General features: G+C 69.7%; 16 protein-coding genes and 1 pseudogene. 10 read left to right on the forward strand and 7 right to left on the reverse strand.

What is annotated here, in order from left to right:
- The first annotated feature begins 182 nt into the window (after positions 1-182).
- Entirely contained in the window at positions 183-1,403 is a 1,221-nt protein-coding gene (locus tag KF910_RS03760; protein ID WP_292258848.1) for an RtcB family protein, read from the forward strand.
- 54 nt (positions 1,404-1,457) lie between these two features.
- Here the strand turns inward: KF910_RS03760 and KF910_RS03765 are convergent, their stop codons facing one another.
- The 3 genes from KF910_RS03765 to tpiA all read right to left on the reverse strand — a co-directional run bounded on the left by KF910_RS03765 (position 1,458) and on the right by tpiA (position 4,429).
- Positions 1,458-3,107: a CTP synthase gene (locus tag KF910_RS03765; protein WP_292258849.1), complete on the reverse strand. Its 1,650-nt coding sequence runs from the start codon at positions 3,105-3,107 to the stop codon at positions 1,458-1,460.
- Positions 3,108-3,197: 90 nt separating this feature from the next.
- Entirely contained in the window at positions 3,198-3,587 is a 390-nt protein-coding gene (secG, locus tag KF910_RS03770; protein WP_292258850.1) for a preprotein translocase subunit SecG, read from the reverse strand.
- A gap of 92 nt (positions 3,588-3,679) precedes the next feature.
- Complete coding sequence (gene tpiA / locus KF910_RS03775) at positions 3,680-4,429, reverse strand: triose-phosphate isomerase (RefSeq protein ID WP_292258851.1); 750 nt, start codon at positions 4,427-4,429, stop codon at positions 3,680-3,682.
- A gap of 126 nt (positions 4,430-4,555) precedes the next feature.
- Here tpiA and KF910_RS03780 point away from each other — a divergent pair, with 126 nt between their 5' ends.
- A complete protein-coding gene (locus KF910_RS03780; RefSeq protein ID WP_292258852.1) occupies positions 4,556-6,457 on the forward strand; it encodes a peptidylprolyl isomerase in 1,902 nt (633 codons plus the stop codon).
- Complete coding sequence (gene trpE, locus KF910_RS03785; protein WP_292258853.1) at positions 6,454-7,965, forward strand: anthranilate synthase component I; 1,512 nt, start codon at positions 6,454-6,456, stop codon at positions 7,963-7,965. Before KF910_RS03780 ends, trpE begins: the two co-directional genes overlap by 4 nt.
- Here the strand turns inward: trpE and KF910_RS03790 are convergent.
- Positions 7,947-8,135 carry a peptidoglycan-binding protein gene (locus KF910_RS03790; RefSeq protein WP_292258854.1) on the reverse strand — a complete coding sequence of 63 codons (189 nt, stop codon included), beginning with the start codon at positions 8,133-8,135 and terminating at the stop codon, positions 7,947-7,949. The two genes, trpE and KF910_RS03790, sit on opposite strands and share 19 nt — an antisense overlap.
- Before the next feature lie 105 nt (positions 8,136-8,240).
- Between KF910_RS03790 and KF910_RS03795 the strand changes: the two genes are divergently transcribed.
- The 4 genes from KF910_RS03795 to lexA all read left to right on the forward strand — a co-directional run bounded on the left by KF910_RS03795 (position 8,241) and on the right by lexA (position 11,430).
- A complete protein-coding gene (locus KF910_RS03795) occupies positions 8,241-8,831 on the forward strand; it encodes an anthranilate synthase component II (protein WP_292258855.1) in 591 nt (196 codons plus the stop codon).
- 1 nt (position 8,832) lies between these two features.
- A complete protein-coding gene (gene trpD, locus KF910_RS03800; RefSeq protein WP_292258856.1) occupies positions 8,833-9,867 on the forward strand; it encodes an anthranilate phosphoribosyltransferase in 1,035 nt (344 codons plus the stop codon).
- Positions 9,864-10,652 (forward strand): indole-3-glycerol phosphate synthase TrpC, encoded by a 789-nt coding sequence (gene trpC / locus KF910_RS03805; RefSeq protein WP_292258857.1) that lies wholly within the window; start codon positions 9,864-9,866, stop codon positions 10,650-10,652. Before trpD ends, trpC begins: the two co-directional genes overlap by 4 nt.
- 97 nt (positions 10,653-10,749) lie before the next feature.
- Entirely contained in the window at positions 10,750-11,430 is a 681-nt protein-coding gene (lexA, locus tag KF910_RS03810) for a transcriptional repressor LexA (protein WP_292258858.1), read from the forward strand.
- On the opposite strand, the gene KF910_RS03815 is transcribed toward lexA, so the two are convergent.
- A complete protein-coding gene (locus tag KF910_RS03815; RefSeq protein ID WP_292258859.1) occupies positions 11,411-13,585 on the reverse strand; it encodes a ComEC/Rec2 family competence protein in 2,175 nt (724 codons plus the stop codon). The genes lexA and KF910_RS03815 overlap by 20 nt on opposite strands.
- On the opposite strand from KF910_RS03815, the gene gltX reads away from it, so the two are divergent.
- Both gltX and gltA read left to right on the forward strand, forming a co-directional pair.
- Complete coding sequence (gene gltX, locus KF910_RS03820) at positions 13,584-14,999, forward strand: glutamate--tRNA ligase (protein WP_292258860.1); 1,416 nt, start codon at positions 13,584-13,586, stop codon at positions 14,997-14,999. The genes KF910_RS03815 and gltX overlap by 2 nt on opposite strands.
- A gap of 66 nt (positions 15,000-15,065) precedes the next feature.
- The gene (gltA, locus tag KF910_RS03825; protein WP_292258861.1) at positions 15,066-16,367 is read left to right on the forward strand and encodes a citrate synthase; all 1,302 of its coding nucleotides are present in this window, start codon (positions 15,066-15,068) and stop codon (positions 16,365-16,367) included.
- Between the two features lie 59 nt (positions 16,368-16,426).
- On the opposite strand, the gene KF910_RS03830 is transcribed toward gltA, so the two are convergent.
- Positions 16,427-16,702: a hypothetical protein gene (locus KF910_RS03830; RefSeq protein ID WP_292258862.1), complete on the reverse strand. Its 276-nt coding sequence runs from the start codon at positions 16,700-16,702 to the stop codon at positions 16,427-16,429.
- A gap of 119 nt (positions 16,703-16,821) precedes the next feature.
- On the opposite strand from KF910_RS03830, the gene KF910_RS03835 reads away from it, so the two are divergent.
- Positions 16,822-17,919 carry a winged helix-turn-helix domain-containing protein gene (locus KF910_RS03835; protein WP_292258863.1) on the forward strand — a complete coding sequence of 366 codons (1,098 nt, stop codon included), beginning with the start codon at positions 16,822-16,824 and terminating at the stop codon, positions 17,917-17,919.
- On the opposite strand, the pseudogene KF910_RS03840 reads toward KF910_RS03835, so the two are convergent.
- A pseudogene (locus tag KF910_RS03840) lies at positions 17,903-18,161 on the reverse strand (lipid-A-disaccharide synthase); the annotation flags it as partial. The gene KF910_RS03835 and the pseudogene KF910_RS03840 sit on opposite strands and share 17 nt — an antisense overlap.

Genomic DNA, 18,161 nt, shown 5'->3' on the forward strand with positions numbered 1-18,161 from the left:
GGCTCGACCGCCAAACGGTCGTGGGCAAGGGCGCGTGCGTGGAGGGTGCGTAGGAAGACCGCGGGCCAGATCGGTTCGGCTTTCCAGAAACCCCTCCCGCTCCGGCTGGAGGGGTTTCTTGTTTCGACGGGATGCTTCGCTGGCCGGTTCGGAAGGACCAGACAGAAAAGGAGACGTCGGCCATGCGTGGCTATGACGTAATCGACGACCCGGGGCACGTGCCGATCAAGGCCTGGACCCGGGGGGTGCCCATCGAGGATGCGGCGCTGAAGCAGCTGAAGAACGTGGCCTCGCTGCCGTTCATCCACAAGCACGTGGCGGTGATGCCGGACGTGCACTGGGGCATGGGCGCGACCGTGGGCTCGGTGATTCCGACCGTGGGAGCCATCATCCCGGCCGCCGTGGGCGTGGACATCGGCTGCGGCATGATGGCGGTGCGGACCTCGATCCGCGCCGAGCACCTGCCCGACGACCTGTCGGCCATCCGGTCCGCCATCGAGGCGGCCGTCCCTCACGGCCGCACCGACAACGGCGGCCGCAACGACAAGGGCGCCTGGTCGTCCGAGCCGCCGGCCTCGGCCCATTCCCGCTGGCAAGGGCTGAAGGCCGGGTATGACGCCGTGGTGGAGAAGCACCCCAAGGCGGCGCACCCGCGCGGCTATGGCCACCTGGGGACGCTCGGCACGGGCAACCACTTCATCGAGCTGTGCCTCGACGAGGCGGGCGACCTGTGGGTCATGCTGCACTCCGGCTCACGCGGGGTGGGCAACCGGTTCGGAACCTATTTCATCGAGCGGGCCAAGCAGGAGATGCGCCGCTGGCACATCAACCTGCCGGACCAGGACCTGGCCTATTTCCCCGAAGGGACGGACGGTTTCATCGACTATGTCCGGGCCGTGTCCTGGGCCCAGCAATACGCCAGGGCCAACCGCGAGGTGATGATGGATCAGGTCCTGGGGGTGCTGCGCGCCTTCTGGCCCGACTTCGTGACGACGGCGGAGGCGGTGAACTGCCACCACAACTACGTCTCGAAGGAGCGTCATTTCGGCAAGGACGTGTTCCTGACCCGCAAGGGCGCCGTGTCGGCCAAGGACGGCGAACTGGGCATCATCCCCGGTTCGATGGGGGCCAAGTCCTTCATCGTGCGCGGCAAGGGCAATGCGGATTCCTTCTGCACCTGCTCGCACGGCGCCGGTCGGGCCATGAGCCGGACCGAGGCCAAGCGCCGCTTCACGGTGGAGGACCATGTCCGCGCCACCCAAGGCGTCGAATGCCGCAAGGACGCCGAGGTGATCGACGAAACGCCGATGGCCTACAAGGACATCGACGCGGTCATCGCGGCCCAGTCCGACCTGATCGAGGTCGTGCACACCCTGCGTCAGGTGGTGTGCGTCAAGGGATGACGGGAGCCGGTCGCGCAATCGCGGCCGGCTTTCGTCGTTGAGGCAGATCGCCGGTCAGACCAGGCGGCTCTGCACCACGGCCGCCTCTATGAAACTGGCGAACAGGGGGTGGGGCGCGAAGGGACGGCTCTTGAGTTCGGGGTGATACTGGACGCCGATGAACCAGGGATGGTCCGGCCGTTCCACCGTTTCGGGCAGGACGCCGTCCGGCGACAGGCCGGCGAAGCGCAAGCCCGCCGCCTCCAGGGCCTCGCGATAGTTGATATTGACCTCGTAGCGGTGGCGATGGCGCTCCGAGATCGCGGTCGCGCCGTAGATTTCAGCGATCCTGGACCCCGCCTCCAGGGTCGAGTCATAGGCGCCCAGCCGCATGGTGCCGCCCAGGTCGCCGCCCTTCTGGCGCAGCACCCGCTGGTTGCCCTGGGTCCATTCGGTCATCAGACCGACGACAGGCTCGGCCGCCGGTCCGAACTCGGTGGACGAGGCCCGGGTGAAGCCGGCCAGGTTCCGCGCGGTCTCGATCACCGCCATCTGCATGCCAAAGCAGATGCCGAAATAGGGGATGCTGTTCTCACGGGCGAAGCGGGCCGCCTCGATCTTGCCCTCGGCTCCCCGTTCGCCGAAGCCGCCGGGCACCAGGATGGCGTGGGCGCCTTCCAGCCGCTGGGCGCAGGCGTCGCGATCGCCCTCGAAGGTCTCGGATTCGACCCAGTCGATGTTGACCTTGACGTTGTTCGCCACCCCGCCGTGATGCAGGGCCTCGATCAGGGATTTGTAGGCGTCCTTCAGCACCGTGTATTTGCCGACGACGGCCACGGTGACCTCTCCGTCCGGACTGGTGCGGCGCCGGGCGATCTCCTGCCAGCCTGACAGATCCGGCGCCGGGGCGTCGGTCATGCCGAAATGGGCCAGGACTTCGGCGTCCAGTCCCTCGCGGTGATAGTCCAGCGGCACGGCGTAGATGTCGGCGCTGTCCATGGCCTGGATGACGCCGCTTTCGCGCACGTTGCAGAACAGGCCGATCTTGCGCTTTTCCTCCGGCGGGATCGGCTGTTCGCAGCGGCACAGGAGGATGTCCGGCTGGATGCCGATGGAGCGAAGCTCCTTGACCGAGTGCTGGGTCGGCTTGGTCTTCATCTCGCCGGCCGTCTTGATGAAGGGCAAGAGGGTCAGGTGAACAAAGCAGGACTGGCCGCGCGGCAGATCCTGGCCCAGCTGGCGGATCGCTTCGAAGAAGGGCAGGCCCTCGATGTCGCCCACCGTGCCGCCGATCTCGACCAGGACGAAATCCACCGCCTTGCCATCATCCGTCATGGCGGGGGTCAGGGCGAACTGTTTGATCTGGTCGGTGACATGAGGGATCACCTGGACCGTGGCGCCGAGATAGTCGCCGCGCCGCTCCTTCTCCAGGATGGTCTGATAGATGCGGCCCGTGGTGATGTTGTCGGACCTGGCCGCCGAGACGCCGGTGAACCGCTCGTAGTGGCCCAGGTCCAGGTCGGTCTCGGCGCCGTCGTCGGTGACGAAGACCTCGCCGTGCTGATACGGGCTCATCGTGCCCGGATCGACGTTCAGATAGGGGTCCAGCTTGCGCAGGCGGACGGTGTAGCCGCGCGCCTGCAGGAGCGCGCCGAGAGCGGCGGAAGCGAGGCCTTTTCCCAATGAGGAAACCACGCCGCCAGTGATGAACACATAACGGGCCATGGGAGATTACCCTACCGCCGATTCGGCGGCCGAACGCTGGAGACTTTGAGGGCGGGAGAAGAAGCCGGGGATAACCGCCCCGGCCATGACCTACTGGCCTGCCGGCAGGCTGGCTTCCAGGTCTTCCAGCGACGGGGCCGCGTTCGAGGCCGGAGCGGGCTGGGCCGGTTGCGGCTGTTGCTGAGCAGCGGCCGGCTGTTCGTCCAGGGCCAGGGCGCCCACGGCGTCGGCGTCGACGACCGAACGGCTGGCGCGGCTGACGTTGCCTGAAATGGTCAGGCCGATAGCCAGGAGGAAGAACAGGGTCCCCAGGATCGAGGTGGCCCGGGTCAGCAGGTTGCCGGCGCCGCGCGCGGACATGAAGCCCGACGGCCCGCCGCCCATGCCCAGGGCGCCGCCTTCGGAGCGCTGCAGCAGGATCACCCCGGTCAGGGCGATCGAGACGAGGATCATGGCGACGAGAAGAATGGTCTGGAGCATGGCGGCTTACATGTGGGCGCGGGCGCGCCGATCAAGCGGCGGCCTCTATCATTGTTGGATCGCGCCCGCAACGTAGGGGCCAGCGGCAGGGCTCAGGCCGCCCGGATGATGCCCAGGAAGTCCTCAGCCTTGAGGGAGGCGCCGCCGACCAGGGCGCCGCCGACGTCCGCGACCGCCAGAATCTCGGCCGCGTTGGAAGGCTTGACCGAGCCGCCATACAGGATGGGAACCGTCCGCCCTCCCTCGCCCAGCCGCTCGACCAGGGCGGCGCGCACGGCGGCGTGCACCTCGGCGATCTGTTCCAGCGTCGGCGTCAGGCCGGTGCCGATCGCCCAGACCGGCTCATAGGCGACGGCGAACCCCTCCCCCGCCAGGGCGTCGGGCAGAGAGGCGCGCACCTGGCCCGAGACGACCTCGACCGCCCGGCCGGCCTCGCGCTGTTCCAGGGTCTCGCCGACGCAGACGATGGGTTCCAGGCCGGCGGCGACGGCGGCCTGGGCCTTGGCGGCCACGTCGGCGTCTGTCTCGCCCAGCCCCTGACGGCGTTCGGAATGCCCCAGGATCACCATTCCGGCGCCCGCGTCCTTCAGCATCGCCGCCGAAATCGACCCAGTGTAGGCGCCCGAGACCGCCACATGGCAATCCTGCCCCCCGATCTCGACCGCCCCGCCCCTCAGCCGCCAGGCCATCTGGGCGATCAGGGTGGCGGGCGGACACAGGGCGACACGATGAGGGGCCGGCTGCTGATCCAGGGCGGTTTTCAGGGCTTCGGCCTGGTCCAGATCGGCCGCCAGGCCGTTCATCTTCCAGTTGCCGACAATGAACTTCACGGATTGGGTCATGGGGCCTGTCTAGGCTGGGCCGCCAGCCAAGCCAAGCCGATCCGCGCACGGCCGCCTTGCCGTGACCGCCCCGGCGCATCTATTAGGCGATGACGGCCCCCTCTCGCCGCGAGCCCAGGTTCTCCGATGATCTCCCAGTTCCGCAATTTCGCCCAATCCAAATGGGCCATCGGCCTGTTCGTTCTGCTGATCGTCAGCTTCGCGATCGTCGGCACACAGACCGACGCCCTGTCGGTCTTCGGGCCCAAGCACGTCATCTCGGCCGGCGACCGGAGCATGGACCAGGCCGAATTCCGCGCCGCCTTCGAGAACCAGCGTGAGCGGGCCCAGCAGAACGCCGGCCAGCCGATCAGCCTGGACGACATGATCAAGGCCAACCAGCACCAGCGATTCCTGGAAAACCGGACGCGCGAACTGGGCTTCCTGTCCTGGGCCTGGTCGGCGGGCATCCGCCCCGGTCACGCCCTGATCGTCAAGGAGATCCGTCAGATCCCGTCCTTCTTCAACCAGGTGACGGGCCAGTTCGACAAGGATCGCTATCAGCAGGTCCTAGCCCAGCAGGGCATGACGCCCGCCGACCTGGAAGGCGACATCCGCGACCAGTACACCGCCAACCACTATGGCGCCGGCGTCGTCGCCGGGATGCGCACCCCGCGGGTCTACGCCGCCCTTCTGGCCAACCAGGCGCTGCAGACGCGCGACGGCCGCTGGTTCGCCGTGAGCCAGGCCATGGCCGGACGCGCCGCCGCGCCCACGGACGCCCAGCTGACCGCCTTCCTGAACGAGAACGCCGCCCGCCTGCGCCGGCCCGAGTTCCGCATGGTGTCTCTGGTGCTGTTCGCGCCCAGCCGCGAGGCGATGAGCGCCCCGATCAGCGAGGAAAAGATTCGCGAGCGCTACGAATTCCGCAAGGCGGCCCTGTCCCAGCCCGAGAAGCGCACCTTCGTCACCCTGACGGCGCCGACGCGGCAGGCCGCCGACCGCATCGCCGCCGCGCTGCGCGCCGGTCAGTCGCCCGAAGAGGTGGCGCGCGCCAATGCTATCCAGCCCGCCAATTTCGACGCCGCCCCGCGCTCGGCCCTGGGCGATCCGGCGGTGGCCCAGGCCGTGTTCGGCCTGACCGCCGGCCAGGTGTCCGACCCGGTCCAGGCCCGGGTGGGCTTCACCGTCGCCAAGCTGAGCTCGGTCACGCCGGGCCAGGAAGCGACCCTGGAGTCCGTGCGCGAAGCCATCATCGACGAACTGCGTCAGGAAGAGGCGCGCGCCAAGACCTATGCCAATGTCGAGGCCTATGAGAAGGCCCGGACCGAGGGCAAGACCCTGGAACAGGCGGTCCAGCAGATCGGGGCGCGGATGATCCAGTTGCCGCCCTTCACCCAGGAAGGCCAGCTGCCGGACGGCCAGCCGTTGAACGCCCCGCCGCAGGTCCTGTCGACCACCTTCGGCCTGGGCAAGGGCGGCGAATCCGACGTCATCGACGCCGGCCAGGGCCAGTATTTCGTCATCCGCCTTGACGACATCCGCCCGGCCCAGCTGCCGACCCTGGCCGATGTGCGCGAGCCCCTGGCCCAGCAATGGACGGCGCGCGAGAACGCCCGGCTGCTGGCCGCCAAGGCCGACGAACTGGCCCGTCGCGTTCGCGGCGGCGAGGACATCGCCAAGGTCGCCGGCTCGGTCGGCGCGACCCTGGTCACCCGCGCGGGCGTCCAGGCCAACGCCGAGGCCCAGACCCAGGTCGGCGCCGGCGTCCTGCGCGGCCTGTTCAGCCAGGGTCGCGGCCAGGTCTTCGTGGAGCCCCAGTCGGCCGACGCGACCGTGGTCGGCCGGGTTGACGCCATCCACGCCGCCACCCCTGCCCTGGCGGCGGGCCTGGGCGAGCCGGCCCGGCCGCGCCTGTCGCAGGAATATATCGAAGCCGTCGTCACAGACTCCATCGCGGCGGCCGCGCGGCGCGTGAAGGCCCGCAACGATCCGGCCATGGCCCTGACCGCCCTGGGCGTCCAGAACCCGTCCGCCCCGGCGCAATGACGGCCGGTCCGCGCGACGCCTTCCTGGCCGGTTTCGCCGCCGGCCGGCCCCAGGTCGTCGTGCGCCGCCTGATCGACGACCTGGAGACCCCCGTGTCCGCCTTCCTGAAGGTCGGGCGCGGCCGGCCCTACGCCTGTCTGCTGGAGTCGGTCGAAGGCGGGGCGGTCAAGGGCCGCTATTCCATCGTCGCCCTGGACCCCGACGTGGTCTGGCGCTGCCGCGACGGTCGGGCCGAAACGGCGCGGGGCGAGGACATCCTGACCGGCCGGTTCACGCCGGAGTCTCTGCCGGCCCTGGAGTCCCTGCGGGCCCTGATCGCCGCGGGGCGGTTCGATCTGCCGGACGATGTGCCGCCGATGGCGGCGGGCCTGTTCGGCGTGTTCGGCTATGACATGGTGCGATTGCTGGAGCCGCTGGGCCCCGCCAATCCCGATCCTCTGGACCTGCCGGACGCCGTGCTTTGCCGCCCGTCGCTGGTGGCGGTGTTCGATTCGGTGAAGCACGAGATCGTGCTGGTGTCCGCCGCCTATCCGGACAGCGGCCTGTCACCCGAAGCCGCCTGGGCCGAGGCCGTGGCGCGGCTGGAGGCGTTCCAGTCCGGCCTGCGTCGGCCCCTGCCCGCCGGCGCCGCCCCCGCCGTTGGCGATGGCCCCATCACACCTCCGGCGTTCGCCTCGGCCGTCGACCGGCCCACCTTCGGGCGCATGGTCCGCAAGGCCCAGGACTACATCGCCGCCGGCGACATCTTTCAGGTGGTGCTGAGCCACCGTTTCGCCGCCGACTGGCCCGGCGATCCCTTCGCCTTCTATCGCGCCCTGCGGCGTCAGAACCCGTCGCCCTATCTGTTCTTCCTGGATGGCGGCGGATTCCAGCTGGCGGGGTCCAGCCCCGAGATCCTGGTGCGGCTGAAGGACGGGCGCGTGACCATCCGCCCCCTGGCCGGCACCCGCCCGCGCGGCGAAACGCCCGAGGCGGACCGCGCGCTGGAGGCCGAATTGCTGGCCGATCCCAAGGAAAGGGCCGAGCACCTGATGCTGCTGGACCTGGGCCGCAACGATGTGGGCCGCGTCTCGGCGCCCGGATCGGTCCAAGTGACCGAAAGCTTCGTCGTCGAACGCTATAGCCAGGTGATGCATATCGTCTCGAACGTCCAGGGCCGGGCCGATCCGGCCATCGACGCCGTGGACGCCCTGCTGGCCGCCCTGCCCGCCGGAACCCTGTCGGGCGCGCCCAAGGTGCGGGCCATGGCGATCATCGACGAACTGGAGACCGAGAAGCGCGGCGTCGGATATGGCGGCGGTGTCGGCTACATCTCGGCCAATGGAGAGGCGGACATCTGCATCGTCCTGAGAACCGCCCTGTTCGCCCACGGCAAGGCCTTCATCCAGGCCGGCGCGGGGGTGGTGGCCGACAGCGATCCGGCGGCCGAATATGCGGAAACCGTAGCCAAGGCGCGCGCGCCCATGCGAGCGGCGGATGACGCCTGGCGTTACGGCTCGAACGGCTGAGCTGCGCCGGCGGGCGAGCTCACGACGCCCGGTCCCAGGATCACCGCCCCGGCCATCAGAACGGCGGCCGAGGCACAGAGGCCGGCGGCGAAAAGAGCGCCCCAGGGGCTGGCGGCCCGGACTTCAGGCGCGACCAGCAGGCTGCGAGCTTTTTCCACGGCGTCGGTCATGGCGGCGATTCCCCCTCGCCTTCGATGTCACAGCCACAGGGTTAACGAGACCTTTCCGCGGCATCCCCGCTTGGCGCGCCCCGACGCCGGTCGTAAGACCCCCGGATGATCCTGGTCGTCGATAACTACGACAGCTTCACCTACAACCTCGTCCACTACCTCGCGGAACTGGGCGCGACGACGCACGTCGTGCGCAACGACGATCTGAGCGTCGATCAGGCCTGGGCTCTGAGGCCCCAGGCGGTGCTGCTGTCGCCCGGCCCGTGCGCGCCGGATCAGGCGGGCATCTGCCTGCCGCTGATCCGGACCGCCGCCGACGACATGCCGATCCTGGGCGTCTGCCTGGGCCACCAGGCCATCGGCCAGGCGTTCGGCGGCGATGTGGTGCGGGCCAAGACCCTGATGCACGGCAAGACCTCGCCGATCGAACATGAGGGCCAGAGCCTGTTCGCCGGCCTGCCCAGCCCCTTCACCGCCACCCGCTATCATTCCCTGGCCGTGCGACGCGAAACCCTGCCCGACGACCTGGAGGTCACGGCCTGGACCGCCGATGGCGAGATCATGGGCCTGCGCCACCGCACCCGCCCGATCCATGGGGTCCAGTTCCACCCCGAATCCATCGCCACCGAACACGGCCACGCCATGCTGGCCAACTTCCTGGACCTGGCGGGCGTCGAGCGCCGGAAAGCCGCCTGAGGTGTCGGACGGGATCAAGCCGCTGCTGGCCAAGCTGGTCGATGGCCGGGTGCTGACGGGGGACGAGGCGCATGCCTTCTTCGCCGCCTGTCTGAGAGGCGAGCCGACGCCGTCCCAGGTGGCGGCCGCCGTCACCGCCCTGCGCATCCGCGGCGAAACGGTGGACGAGATCGCCGCCTTCGCCACCGCCATGCGTGACGCGGCCCTGAGGCTGGACCACCCCTACGACGCCATCGACACCTGCGGCACCGGCGGCGACGGGGCGCACACCTTCAACATCTCGACCGCCGCAGCCCTGGTCCTGGCCGGCGCAGGCGTGAAGGTGGCCAAGCACGGCAATCGCGCCCTGTCGTCGAAATCCGGGTCGTCCGACGTCCTGTCGGCCCTGGGCGTCAATCTTCAGGCCAGCCAGGCCCAGCAGCTGCGGGCGCTGGCTGCGGCCAACATCGCCTTCCTGTTCGCCCCCGCCTATCACGGGGCCATGCGCCACGTCGGGCCGGTGCGGGCCGAGATCGGGTTCCGCACGGTTTTCAACCTGCTGGGGCCGCTTTCCAATCCGGCGTCTGCAAAGCGGCAGGTGATGGGCGTCTATGACCCGCGCCTGCTGGAGCCGCTGGCCCAGGTGCTGGGGCGGCTGGGCGCCGTGCGGGCCTGGACCGTGCATGGTCAGGGGCTGGACGAACTGACCACCACCGGCCCGACCGAGGTCGCCGAATGGCGCGACGGGGCGGTGCGTCGCTTCAGCGTCACGCCCGAAGACGCCGGCCTGCCCCGCGCCGATATCGCGGTCCTGCGCGGCGGCGATGCGGACGAGAACGCAGCGGCCCTGAACGCCCTGCTGGACGGGGCGCACGGCGCCTATCGCGACATTGTGCTGCTGAACGCCGCCGCCGCCCTGGTGGTCGCCGACCGCGCCGAAGACCTGGCCCAGGGCGCGCGGATCGCGGCCCAGGTCGTCGACGACGGACGCGCCAGGGCCGCTCTGGACGCCCTGGTCGTCGCAACCAACACCCCGATCGAGGAGGCCGAGGCTTGAGCGACATCCTGGCCCGCATCGCCGCCTACAAGCGCGAGGAGGTCGCCGCCCGCAAGGCCGCGCGATCCCAGGACGCCATCGAAGCCGCCGCGCGCGACGCCCCGCCCCCGCGCGGGTTTCGCGCCGCCCTGGAACAGGTCAACGAGACCGGTCGCACCGCCCTGATCGCCGAGATCAAGAAGGCCAGTCCGTCCAAGGGCCTGATCCGCGCCGACTTCGACCCGCCGTCGCTGGCCCAGGCCTATGAACGCGGCGGCGCGGCCTGCCTGTCGGTGCTGACCGATAGGCCCAGCTTCCAGGGCGACGACGCCTATCTGAGCGCCGCGCGCGACGCGGTCGCCCTGCCCTGCCTGCGCAAGGATTTCCTGGTCGATCCGTGGCAAGCGGCCGAGAGCCGGGCCATGGGCGCCGACTGCATCCTGATCATCCTGGCCATGGTGGACGACGCCCTGGCCGCCGAGCTTCTGGCCGAGGCCGACCGGCTGGGCATGGACGCCCTGGTCGAGACCCACGACGAGGCCGAAATGGCCCGCGCCTGCGCCCTGGGGGCCGATCTGGTCGGGATCAACAATCGGTCCCTGCGGACGTTCGAGGTCGATCTGGAAACCACCGAACGCCTGGCCATGCTCAGCCCGGTGCGCGCGCTGCTGGTGTCCGAAAGCGGCGTCTTCACCCCCGACGATGTGGCGCGCGTGGCCGACGCCCACGCCCAGGCCGTGCTGGTCGGCGAAAGCCTGATGCGCCAGGACGACGTGGCGGCGGCGACGCGGGCCCTGATGCGGTAACCGGACCTTAACCGGAACACCTCAGGAACAGGTAGTGGACGTTTGCGGTTTGTTCCGCTAGCTTCGTCCGCAACGGATTCGCCGTCTGAGGGCCGCCATGCTCACGCGCAAACAGCACGAACTGCTGATGTTCATCCACGAACGGATCACGGAGACGGGCGTCTCCCCCTCGTTCGACGAGATGAAGGAGGCGCTGGATCTGGCGTCCAAATCGGGCATCCACCGGCTGATCACGGCGCTGGAGGAACGGGGCTTCATCCGCCGTCTGGCCCACCGGGCGCGGGCGCTGGAGGTGATGAAGCTGCCGGAACAGGCCACGGCGGGCGCTCCGCGCGGCCGCGCCGGCTTCAAGCCGGGCGTCATCGAGGGCGGACGGGTCGAGGCGGCGAACGATACGCGCGAACTGTCGCTGATGGGCAAGATCGCGGCGGGCACGCCCATCGACGCCATCGAGCACGAAACCGCCCGCTATCCGGTGCCCGAGGCCATGCTGGGGTCCGGCGACCACTATCTGCTGGAGATCGAAGGCGATTCGATGATCGAGGCGGGCATTCTGAACGGCGACATGGTCATCATCCGCTCGACCGGCAGCGCCAACTCCGGCGAGATCGTCGTGGCCCTGGTGGAGGGCGAGCAGGCCACCCTGAAGCGGCTGCGCAAGAAGGGCGCTTCCATCGCGCTCGAGCCCGCCAATCCCAATTACGAGACCAAGATCTACGGCGCCGACCAGGTGGCCGTTCAGGGCAAGCTGGTCGGCCTCATCCGCCGCTATCACTGAAGTCCGGATCGCCCTGGCGGCTCCAGGGGCGGTCGCCGCGCGCCCGGGCCGTCCATAGGGCGCGCCAGGAGGCGCCCTCGCCCCAGAGTTCGACCGCGCCGCCGCGAGCGTAGTCCAGCCCATCCAGCACCAGCCGCCCGTCACACGCCGAGGGAAGGGTTTCGACCACCGCGCGCACGCTGACGATCGGCGCCTGGGCGCACAGTGCGGCGAGCTGGTCCGACGACGGCGCGCGTCGGCCCCACCACAGGGCCAGGGGGGCCGCGTCACGGGCGACGGACGCGCAGGAAAAACGGCTGCAGGTCCAGCCCTCGGCCGGCCGAGCGGTCGCCTCCAGCCCCCGCCGCCGCGACCACAGATCGACCGCGAACTGCCGCACCCCGGGGCGAAGAACCACGGCATGGCCCTCCATGCGGAAGGCGGCGTTGGTTCCGCCGTCACCGATCCAGACGTCCGGCGCGGGCGGGCGCGGCCAGATCAGAACCGCCAGGGCCAGGGGCAGGCCCAGCCACCGCAGCCGCCCGCGCCACAGACACAGGAACAGGACCCCGATGAAGGCGACCGGCAGGGCCGCCGCCGGAGCGCTGGGGATCGTCCGCACGGCCCCGGGCAGTCCGGCGACGCCCTGGCCGATGGCCAGCATCAGGTCCACACCCTGTCCCGCCACCCACAGAAACGGCGCGCCCAGCCCCAGCGGCTCCAGCGCCGCCCCCAGGGCCAGGGCCGGCAGCATGACGAAGTCCGCCACCGGCGCCGTCAGCAGATTGGCCGCCAGTCCGTAGACGGCCGTGCGGTTGAAATGCTGCATGGCGAAAGGCCCGGTCGCCAGGCCCGCGACCAGGCTGGCCATGACGGCGATGACCAGCCAGTTTCCCAACCTCTGGGCCCAGACGATGGGCCAGGGGGCGGAGATTTCGCGCGTGCGCGGCGGCCAGCTTTCGGCCAGGGCCACCAGGGCGGCCGTGGCGGCGAACGACATCTGGAACCCCGGGGTGACGATGGCCTCGGGCTGCAGGATCAGGACGGCGAAGGCGGCCACCGCCAGGGCGTGCATGCTGATCGCCTGGCGGTCCAGCAGGACGGCTAAAAAGGCGATTGAGGCGGTTATCGCCGCCCGCTCCGCCGGCGGCGGCGCGCCCGAGACGATCAGATAGGCCCCGACGGCGATCAGTCCGGCCCAGGCCGCGACCTTCTTGCCCGACACGCGCAGCGCCAGCCAAGGCCAGGCCGCCACCCCCAGCCGCACCGCGAAGAAGACGAAGCCCCCGACGATGGCCATGTGCAGGCCCGAGATCGACAGGATGTGCGCCAGGCCGGAATCGCGCATCACCTGCTGGTCTTCGGGCGAGATCCAGGTCTCGTGGCCGGTGGTCATGGCCGCCGCCACCCCGCCGGTCCGTTCGCCCAACCGTGCGACGATGGCCTGGGCCAGGGCGAAGCGCGCGGCGTTGACCCGCATCTCCATCCGCAGACGCCAAGGCGGATCGTCCAACACCGCGGGCCGCGTCTCGCCCAGGGCGAAGGCCGAGCCGCCCAGGCCCTGGAACCAGGCGTTGCGGCCGAAATCATAGGCGCCGGGCGCGGCGGGGGCGGGCGGCGGGTTCAGTATGGCGAACAGACGCACCGGCGCGCCGGGCGGCGGCGGCTCACCCCTGACCGTGGCGCGCAGGCGGATCGGGGTGGCCTCGGGCTCCAGGCCGCGCACCCGCACGGGCGCGATCACCAACCGCGCGCCCCGCTCGCCGCGACTGTCGATATCGACGACCCAGCCTTCGATCACCGTCGGCTCGCTCATGGCCGGTGCGATAGGGCCCGCCACCGACAGGGTGCGGATCTTGGCTGCCGCCACGCCCCCCGCCAGGCAGGCCAGCATCAGCAGCGGCAGGGTCCAGCGCCGCGACAGTCCCCGACGTCGCGCGCCCAGCCAGGCCGCCGCCGTCACCCCAGTCGCCAGCAACAGAGGCCACAACGGCGGCTCGCTCTTCAGGGCGAAATAGAGGGCGCATCCGCCCCCGAACGCCACCGGCGCCCACAGGCGCCAGCGATCAGCCTGATCGGCGACCTGATCCGCCAGCCATGCGCGCAGCCTTTCATACCGGCTGGGCTTTGGCGCATCGGGCGGTATAAGGGCGGCCCGATCGGACCCCGCCCCCATGACCTCTTCTCCCGCCCCCGTCGTCACCCGCTTCGCCCCCTCGCCCACCGGCTATCTGCACATAGGCGGCGCAAGAACGGCGCTTTTCAACTACCTTTACGCGCGTCGCCACGGCGGCAAATTTCTTGTGCGTGTGGAGGACACGGACCGCGAGCGTTCGACCGACGCGGCGGTGAAGGCGATTTTCGACGGCCTGGCCTGGCTGGAGCTGTTCGCCGACGAAGAGCCCGTGTTCCAGTTCAGCCGCGCCGACCGCCATCGCCAGGTGGTGGACCAGTTGCTGGAAACCGGCCACGCCTATCGCGACTTTCTGACAGCCGACGAGACCGGCGCCCTGCGCGACGCCGCCAAGGCCGAGGGCCGCAGCTTCGAGTCCCCCTGGCGCGACCGCACCCCGACCGTCGATGATCTGGCCGGACCACACACGGTGCGGTTCCGCCGGCCGCACCCTGTCGCTGTCGTCGTGGACGATGCGGTCCAGGGTCAGGTGCGCTGGGACTCCGCCGCCCTGGATGATCTGGTGCTGCTGCGCTCTGACGGGGCGCCGACCTATAATCTGGCCGTGGTGGTGGACGATCACGACATGGGGGTGACCCATGTCATCCGCGGCGACGACCACCTGAACAACGCCGCGCGACAGAGCCTGATCTATGACGCCCTGGGCTGGACCCGGCCGACCTTCGCGCACATCCCCCTGATACACGGGCCGGATGGCGCCAAGCTGTCGAAGCGGCACGGGGCCCAGGCAGTGCATGAATACGCCGAAATGGGCTATCTGCCCGAAGCCATGCGCAACTATCTGGCGCGGCTGGGCTGGGCGCACGGCGACGACGAACTGTTCAGCGACGAACAGGCGCAAGAATGGTTCGACCTGTCCGGCGTCGGCAAGGCGCCGGCGCGGCTGGACTTCGACAAGCTGGCCCACGTCAACGCCCACTGGCTGCGCCTGGCCCAGGATGACCGCCTGGCCAAGCTGGTGCTGGACGTCCACCTGTCGCGCGGTCGCGCTCTTCAGCCCGACGACGAGACGCGGTTGCTGCGCGCCATGCCCTTCCTGAAGGACCGGGCCAAGACCACCCTGGAGCTTGCCGACCAGTCGGCCTTCGTGCTGAAGGCGCGCCCCCTGGTCATCGATGACAAGGGCCAAAGCCTGCTGGCGGGCGAAACCCTGGACCGGCTGAAACGGCTGCGTGATCGGCTGGACCTGTTCCAGTCCTGGGACGTCTTCGCCCTGGAGGCCGAGTTGAAGGCCTTCGCCGAGGAAGAGGCGGTGGGCTTCGGCAAGATCGGTCCGCCGGTGCGCGCGGCCCTGACCGGCGGGTCTCCGTCGCCCGACATCGCCCGCACCCTGGCCGCCCTGGGACGAGAAGAAAGCCTCGGGCGCTTGGATGATGCGCTGCAAAAGACTATTTGAGCCTCACGCTTTAACGAACCTTCCGCCGTCGCCTCCCCGCGGCCGGCCCGAACATCAGGGGCATTGATGACTGAACAAGCGAAATCCGCCGGAACCGCCACTCTGAACTACGCCGACAAGACGGTGGAATTTCCCGTCCTGAAAGGGTCCACGGGACCGGATGTGATCGACATCCGCAAGCTGTATGGGGCCACCGACGCCTTCACCTACGATCCGGGCTTCACCTCGACGGCCGCCTGTGAATCGGGCCTGACCTTCATCGACGGCGACAAGGGTGTGCTGCTGCACCGCGGCTATCCGATCGACCAGCTGGCGTCGAAGTCGAATTTCGTCGAGGTCTGTCACCTGCTGCTGCGCGGCGAACTGCCGACCGCCGCCGAATATGAGACGTTCGAGCGGTCGATCACCATGCACACCATGCTGCATTCGCAGTTCGACCGTTTCTTTGAAGGCTTCCGCCGCGACGCCCATCCGATGGCCATCATGGTCGGCACGGTCGGCGCCCTGTCGGCCTTCTATCACGACAGCCTGGACATCCATGATCCGGTCCAGCGCAACATCTCGGCCATCCGCCTGATCGCCAAGATGCCGACCATCGCGGCGCGCGCCTTCAAATATCACATCGGCCAGCCCTTCGTGTCGCCGCGCAACGACCTGAGCTACGCCGAGAATTTCCTGCGCATGTGCTTCGCCGTTCCGGCGGAGGATTACGTCGTCAATCCGGTCCTGGCCCGCGCCATGGACCGGATTTTCATTCTGCACGCCGACCACGAGCAGAACGCCTCGACCTCGACCGTGCGCCTGGCCGGGTCGTCGGGCGCCAATCCCTTCGCCTGTATCGCCGCCGGCATCGCCTGCCTGTGGGGTCCGTCGCACGGCGGGGCCAACGAGGAGGCGCTGACCATGCTGAAGGAAATCGGCACGCCCGAGCGCATTCCCGAATTCATCGAGGGCGTGAAGGCCAAGAAATACAAGCTGATGGGCTTCGGCCACCGGGTCTACAAGAACTACGACCCGCGCGCCAAGGTGATGCAGCAGTCGGCCTATGAGGTTCTGGACGCCGTGGGCGACCCCAACGACCCCCTGTTCCAGGTCGCCAAGGAGCTGGAGAAGGTCGCGCTGAACGACGACTATTTCATCGAGCGCAAGCTGTTCCCGAACGTCGACTTCTATTCGGGCATCACCCTGTCGGCCATGGGCTTCCCGACCAGCATGTTCACCGTGCTGTTCGCCCTGGCCCGCACCGTGGGCTGGATCGCCCAGTGGCAGGAAATGATGGCCGACCCGTCGCAGAAGATCGGCCGCCCGCGCCAACTGTACACCGGCCCAACCGAACGCGACTACGTGCCGATCCAGTCGCGGGGCTGATCGGCGGGCGCACTGACTATAGAAACGCCGGGGTTCGTGCCCCGGCGTTTTTGTTTGTCTCAGACCCCGCGGGCGTACAGGTCCGCGCCGCTTTCGACATCGCTGGCCGCCATAACGTCGGCGGTGGAGACGAAGGCCGTTTCCGCATCCGCCCGGCGCGGCGACATGTTCAGGGTCAGATGCTCCCACTCGCGGCCGTGGTCGCGGCCCCAGGCGCAGTTCCAGGCCGTGATCTGGCGCCCGTCGTTCAGATGCAGCCGAGTCGGCCGCCCGCGCCGGCCACACAACAGGCGCACCAGCGGCGCCCCCTGCCCCGGCAGGATCAGATCAACCATGGCCCCGCCCCGCTTTCCGTCGTCCCGCCATTGCCTTTGCTCCATGGGTGAGTGACGGTCGCAGCCTCGCGCGGCCGGGGGCTGAGCGGCATGAGCAACACCTGAGGCTTTGCTGAAAATTGGCGTCCGGCGGCTATCGTTTCGAAGGGTTCGAGCTGGATCCCGCCGACCGGCGCCTGACGCGCGACGGCGTCCTGGTGGACCTGAACGCCCGGTATCTGGACGCCCTGATCCTGCTGGTGCGCGAGCAGGGTCGGCTGGTGCCCAAGGACCGCTTCATGGACGAGGTCTGGCGCGGCGTGCCCGTGACGGACGAGGCCCTGACCCAATGCATCCGCACCCTGCGCCGCACCCTGGGCGACGACGCCGCCCGCCCCCGCTTCATCGCAACGGCGCCCAAGCACGGCTACCGCTTCATCGCCGCGGTTGAGCCCCTTGCCGAGCAGGACGCCCGCACGCCTGCCACGGCCGATCCGACCGGCGCCGATCGCGGGCCCATTCCGCGGCCCTTCCTGACCCTGGGTGTGGCCGGGGTGGCGGGCGGCGGCCTGGCCGGCCTTGTCGGCGGCCTGATCTATGGGCTGATCGGCGCATCCGAGCCGGCGCCGGGCGGGGTGGGCGCCCTGTCCGTGCTGCTGGTCATGATCTGCGTGACCACCCTGGTCGCCGTGGTCGGGGCGGCGGGAGTCTGTTTCGGCATGGTCCTGGCCGCGCGGATCGCGCGGCGGTTCGACGCCTGGAGCATTGTCGGGGGCGCGGGCGGCGGCCTGCTGGTCGGGGCGGTGGTCAAACTTCTGGGCGCCGACGCCATCACCCTGCTGTTCGGTGGTTCGCCCGGCGACATCACCGGGGCGCCCGAAGGGGCCGTTCTGGGCGCGGCGGTGGGGCTGGCGGCCTGGCTGACGGTGCGGCGGACGCGGCGCGGGTCGCTGAGGCTGGGGGTCGCCACGGCGGCCGGGTGCGGCCTGGTCGCAGGGCTGATGGTCGCCATCCTGGGCGGCAGGCTGATGGGCGGCAGCCTGGATCTGCTGGCGGACCAGTTCCCCGGTTCCCGGCTGCGGCTGGACGCCTTCGGCCGCCTGTTTGGCGAACCGGACTTCGGCCCCGTCAGCCATGTGGTCAGCGCGGGACTGGAGGGCCTGCTGTTCTGCGCCTGCATCGTCGGGACCATGATCCTGGCCCGCCGCCGGTTCCGCCTTTTCAGGCCGCGCGTTTAGCCTGAATGACCTTCAGCACCGCCTCGGCCGCGACATCCGAGGGGTCGCGATCGCTGCGGCCCATCCGATCCAGGGCCGCCGTCTGCCGCGCCGCCTGATCCGCGCGCAGGGCCGGATCGTCCAGCAGCCGCCCGACCGCCTGGACCGTCTTGTCCGGAGTGGCGTCGTCCTGGATCAGTTCGCGCGCGATCTCATAGTCCGCCGCATGATTGAACAGGGTGGCGAATTTGCCGGTGAAGAAA

The organism is Brevundimonas sp., from assembly GCF_019636155.1.
Classification (GTDB): Bacteria; Pseudomonadota; Alphaproteobacteria; order Caulobacterales; family Caulobacteraceae; genus Brevundimonas.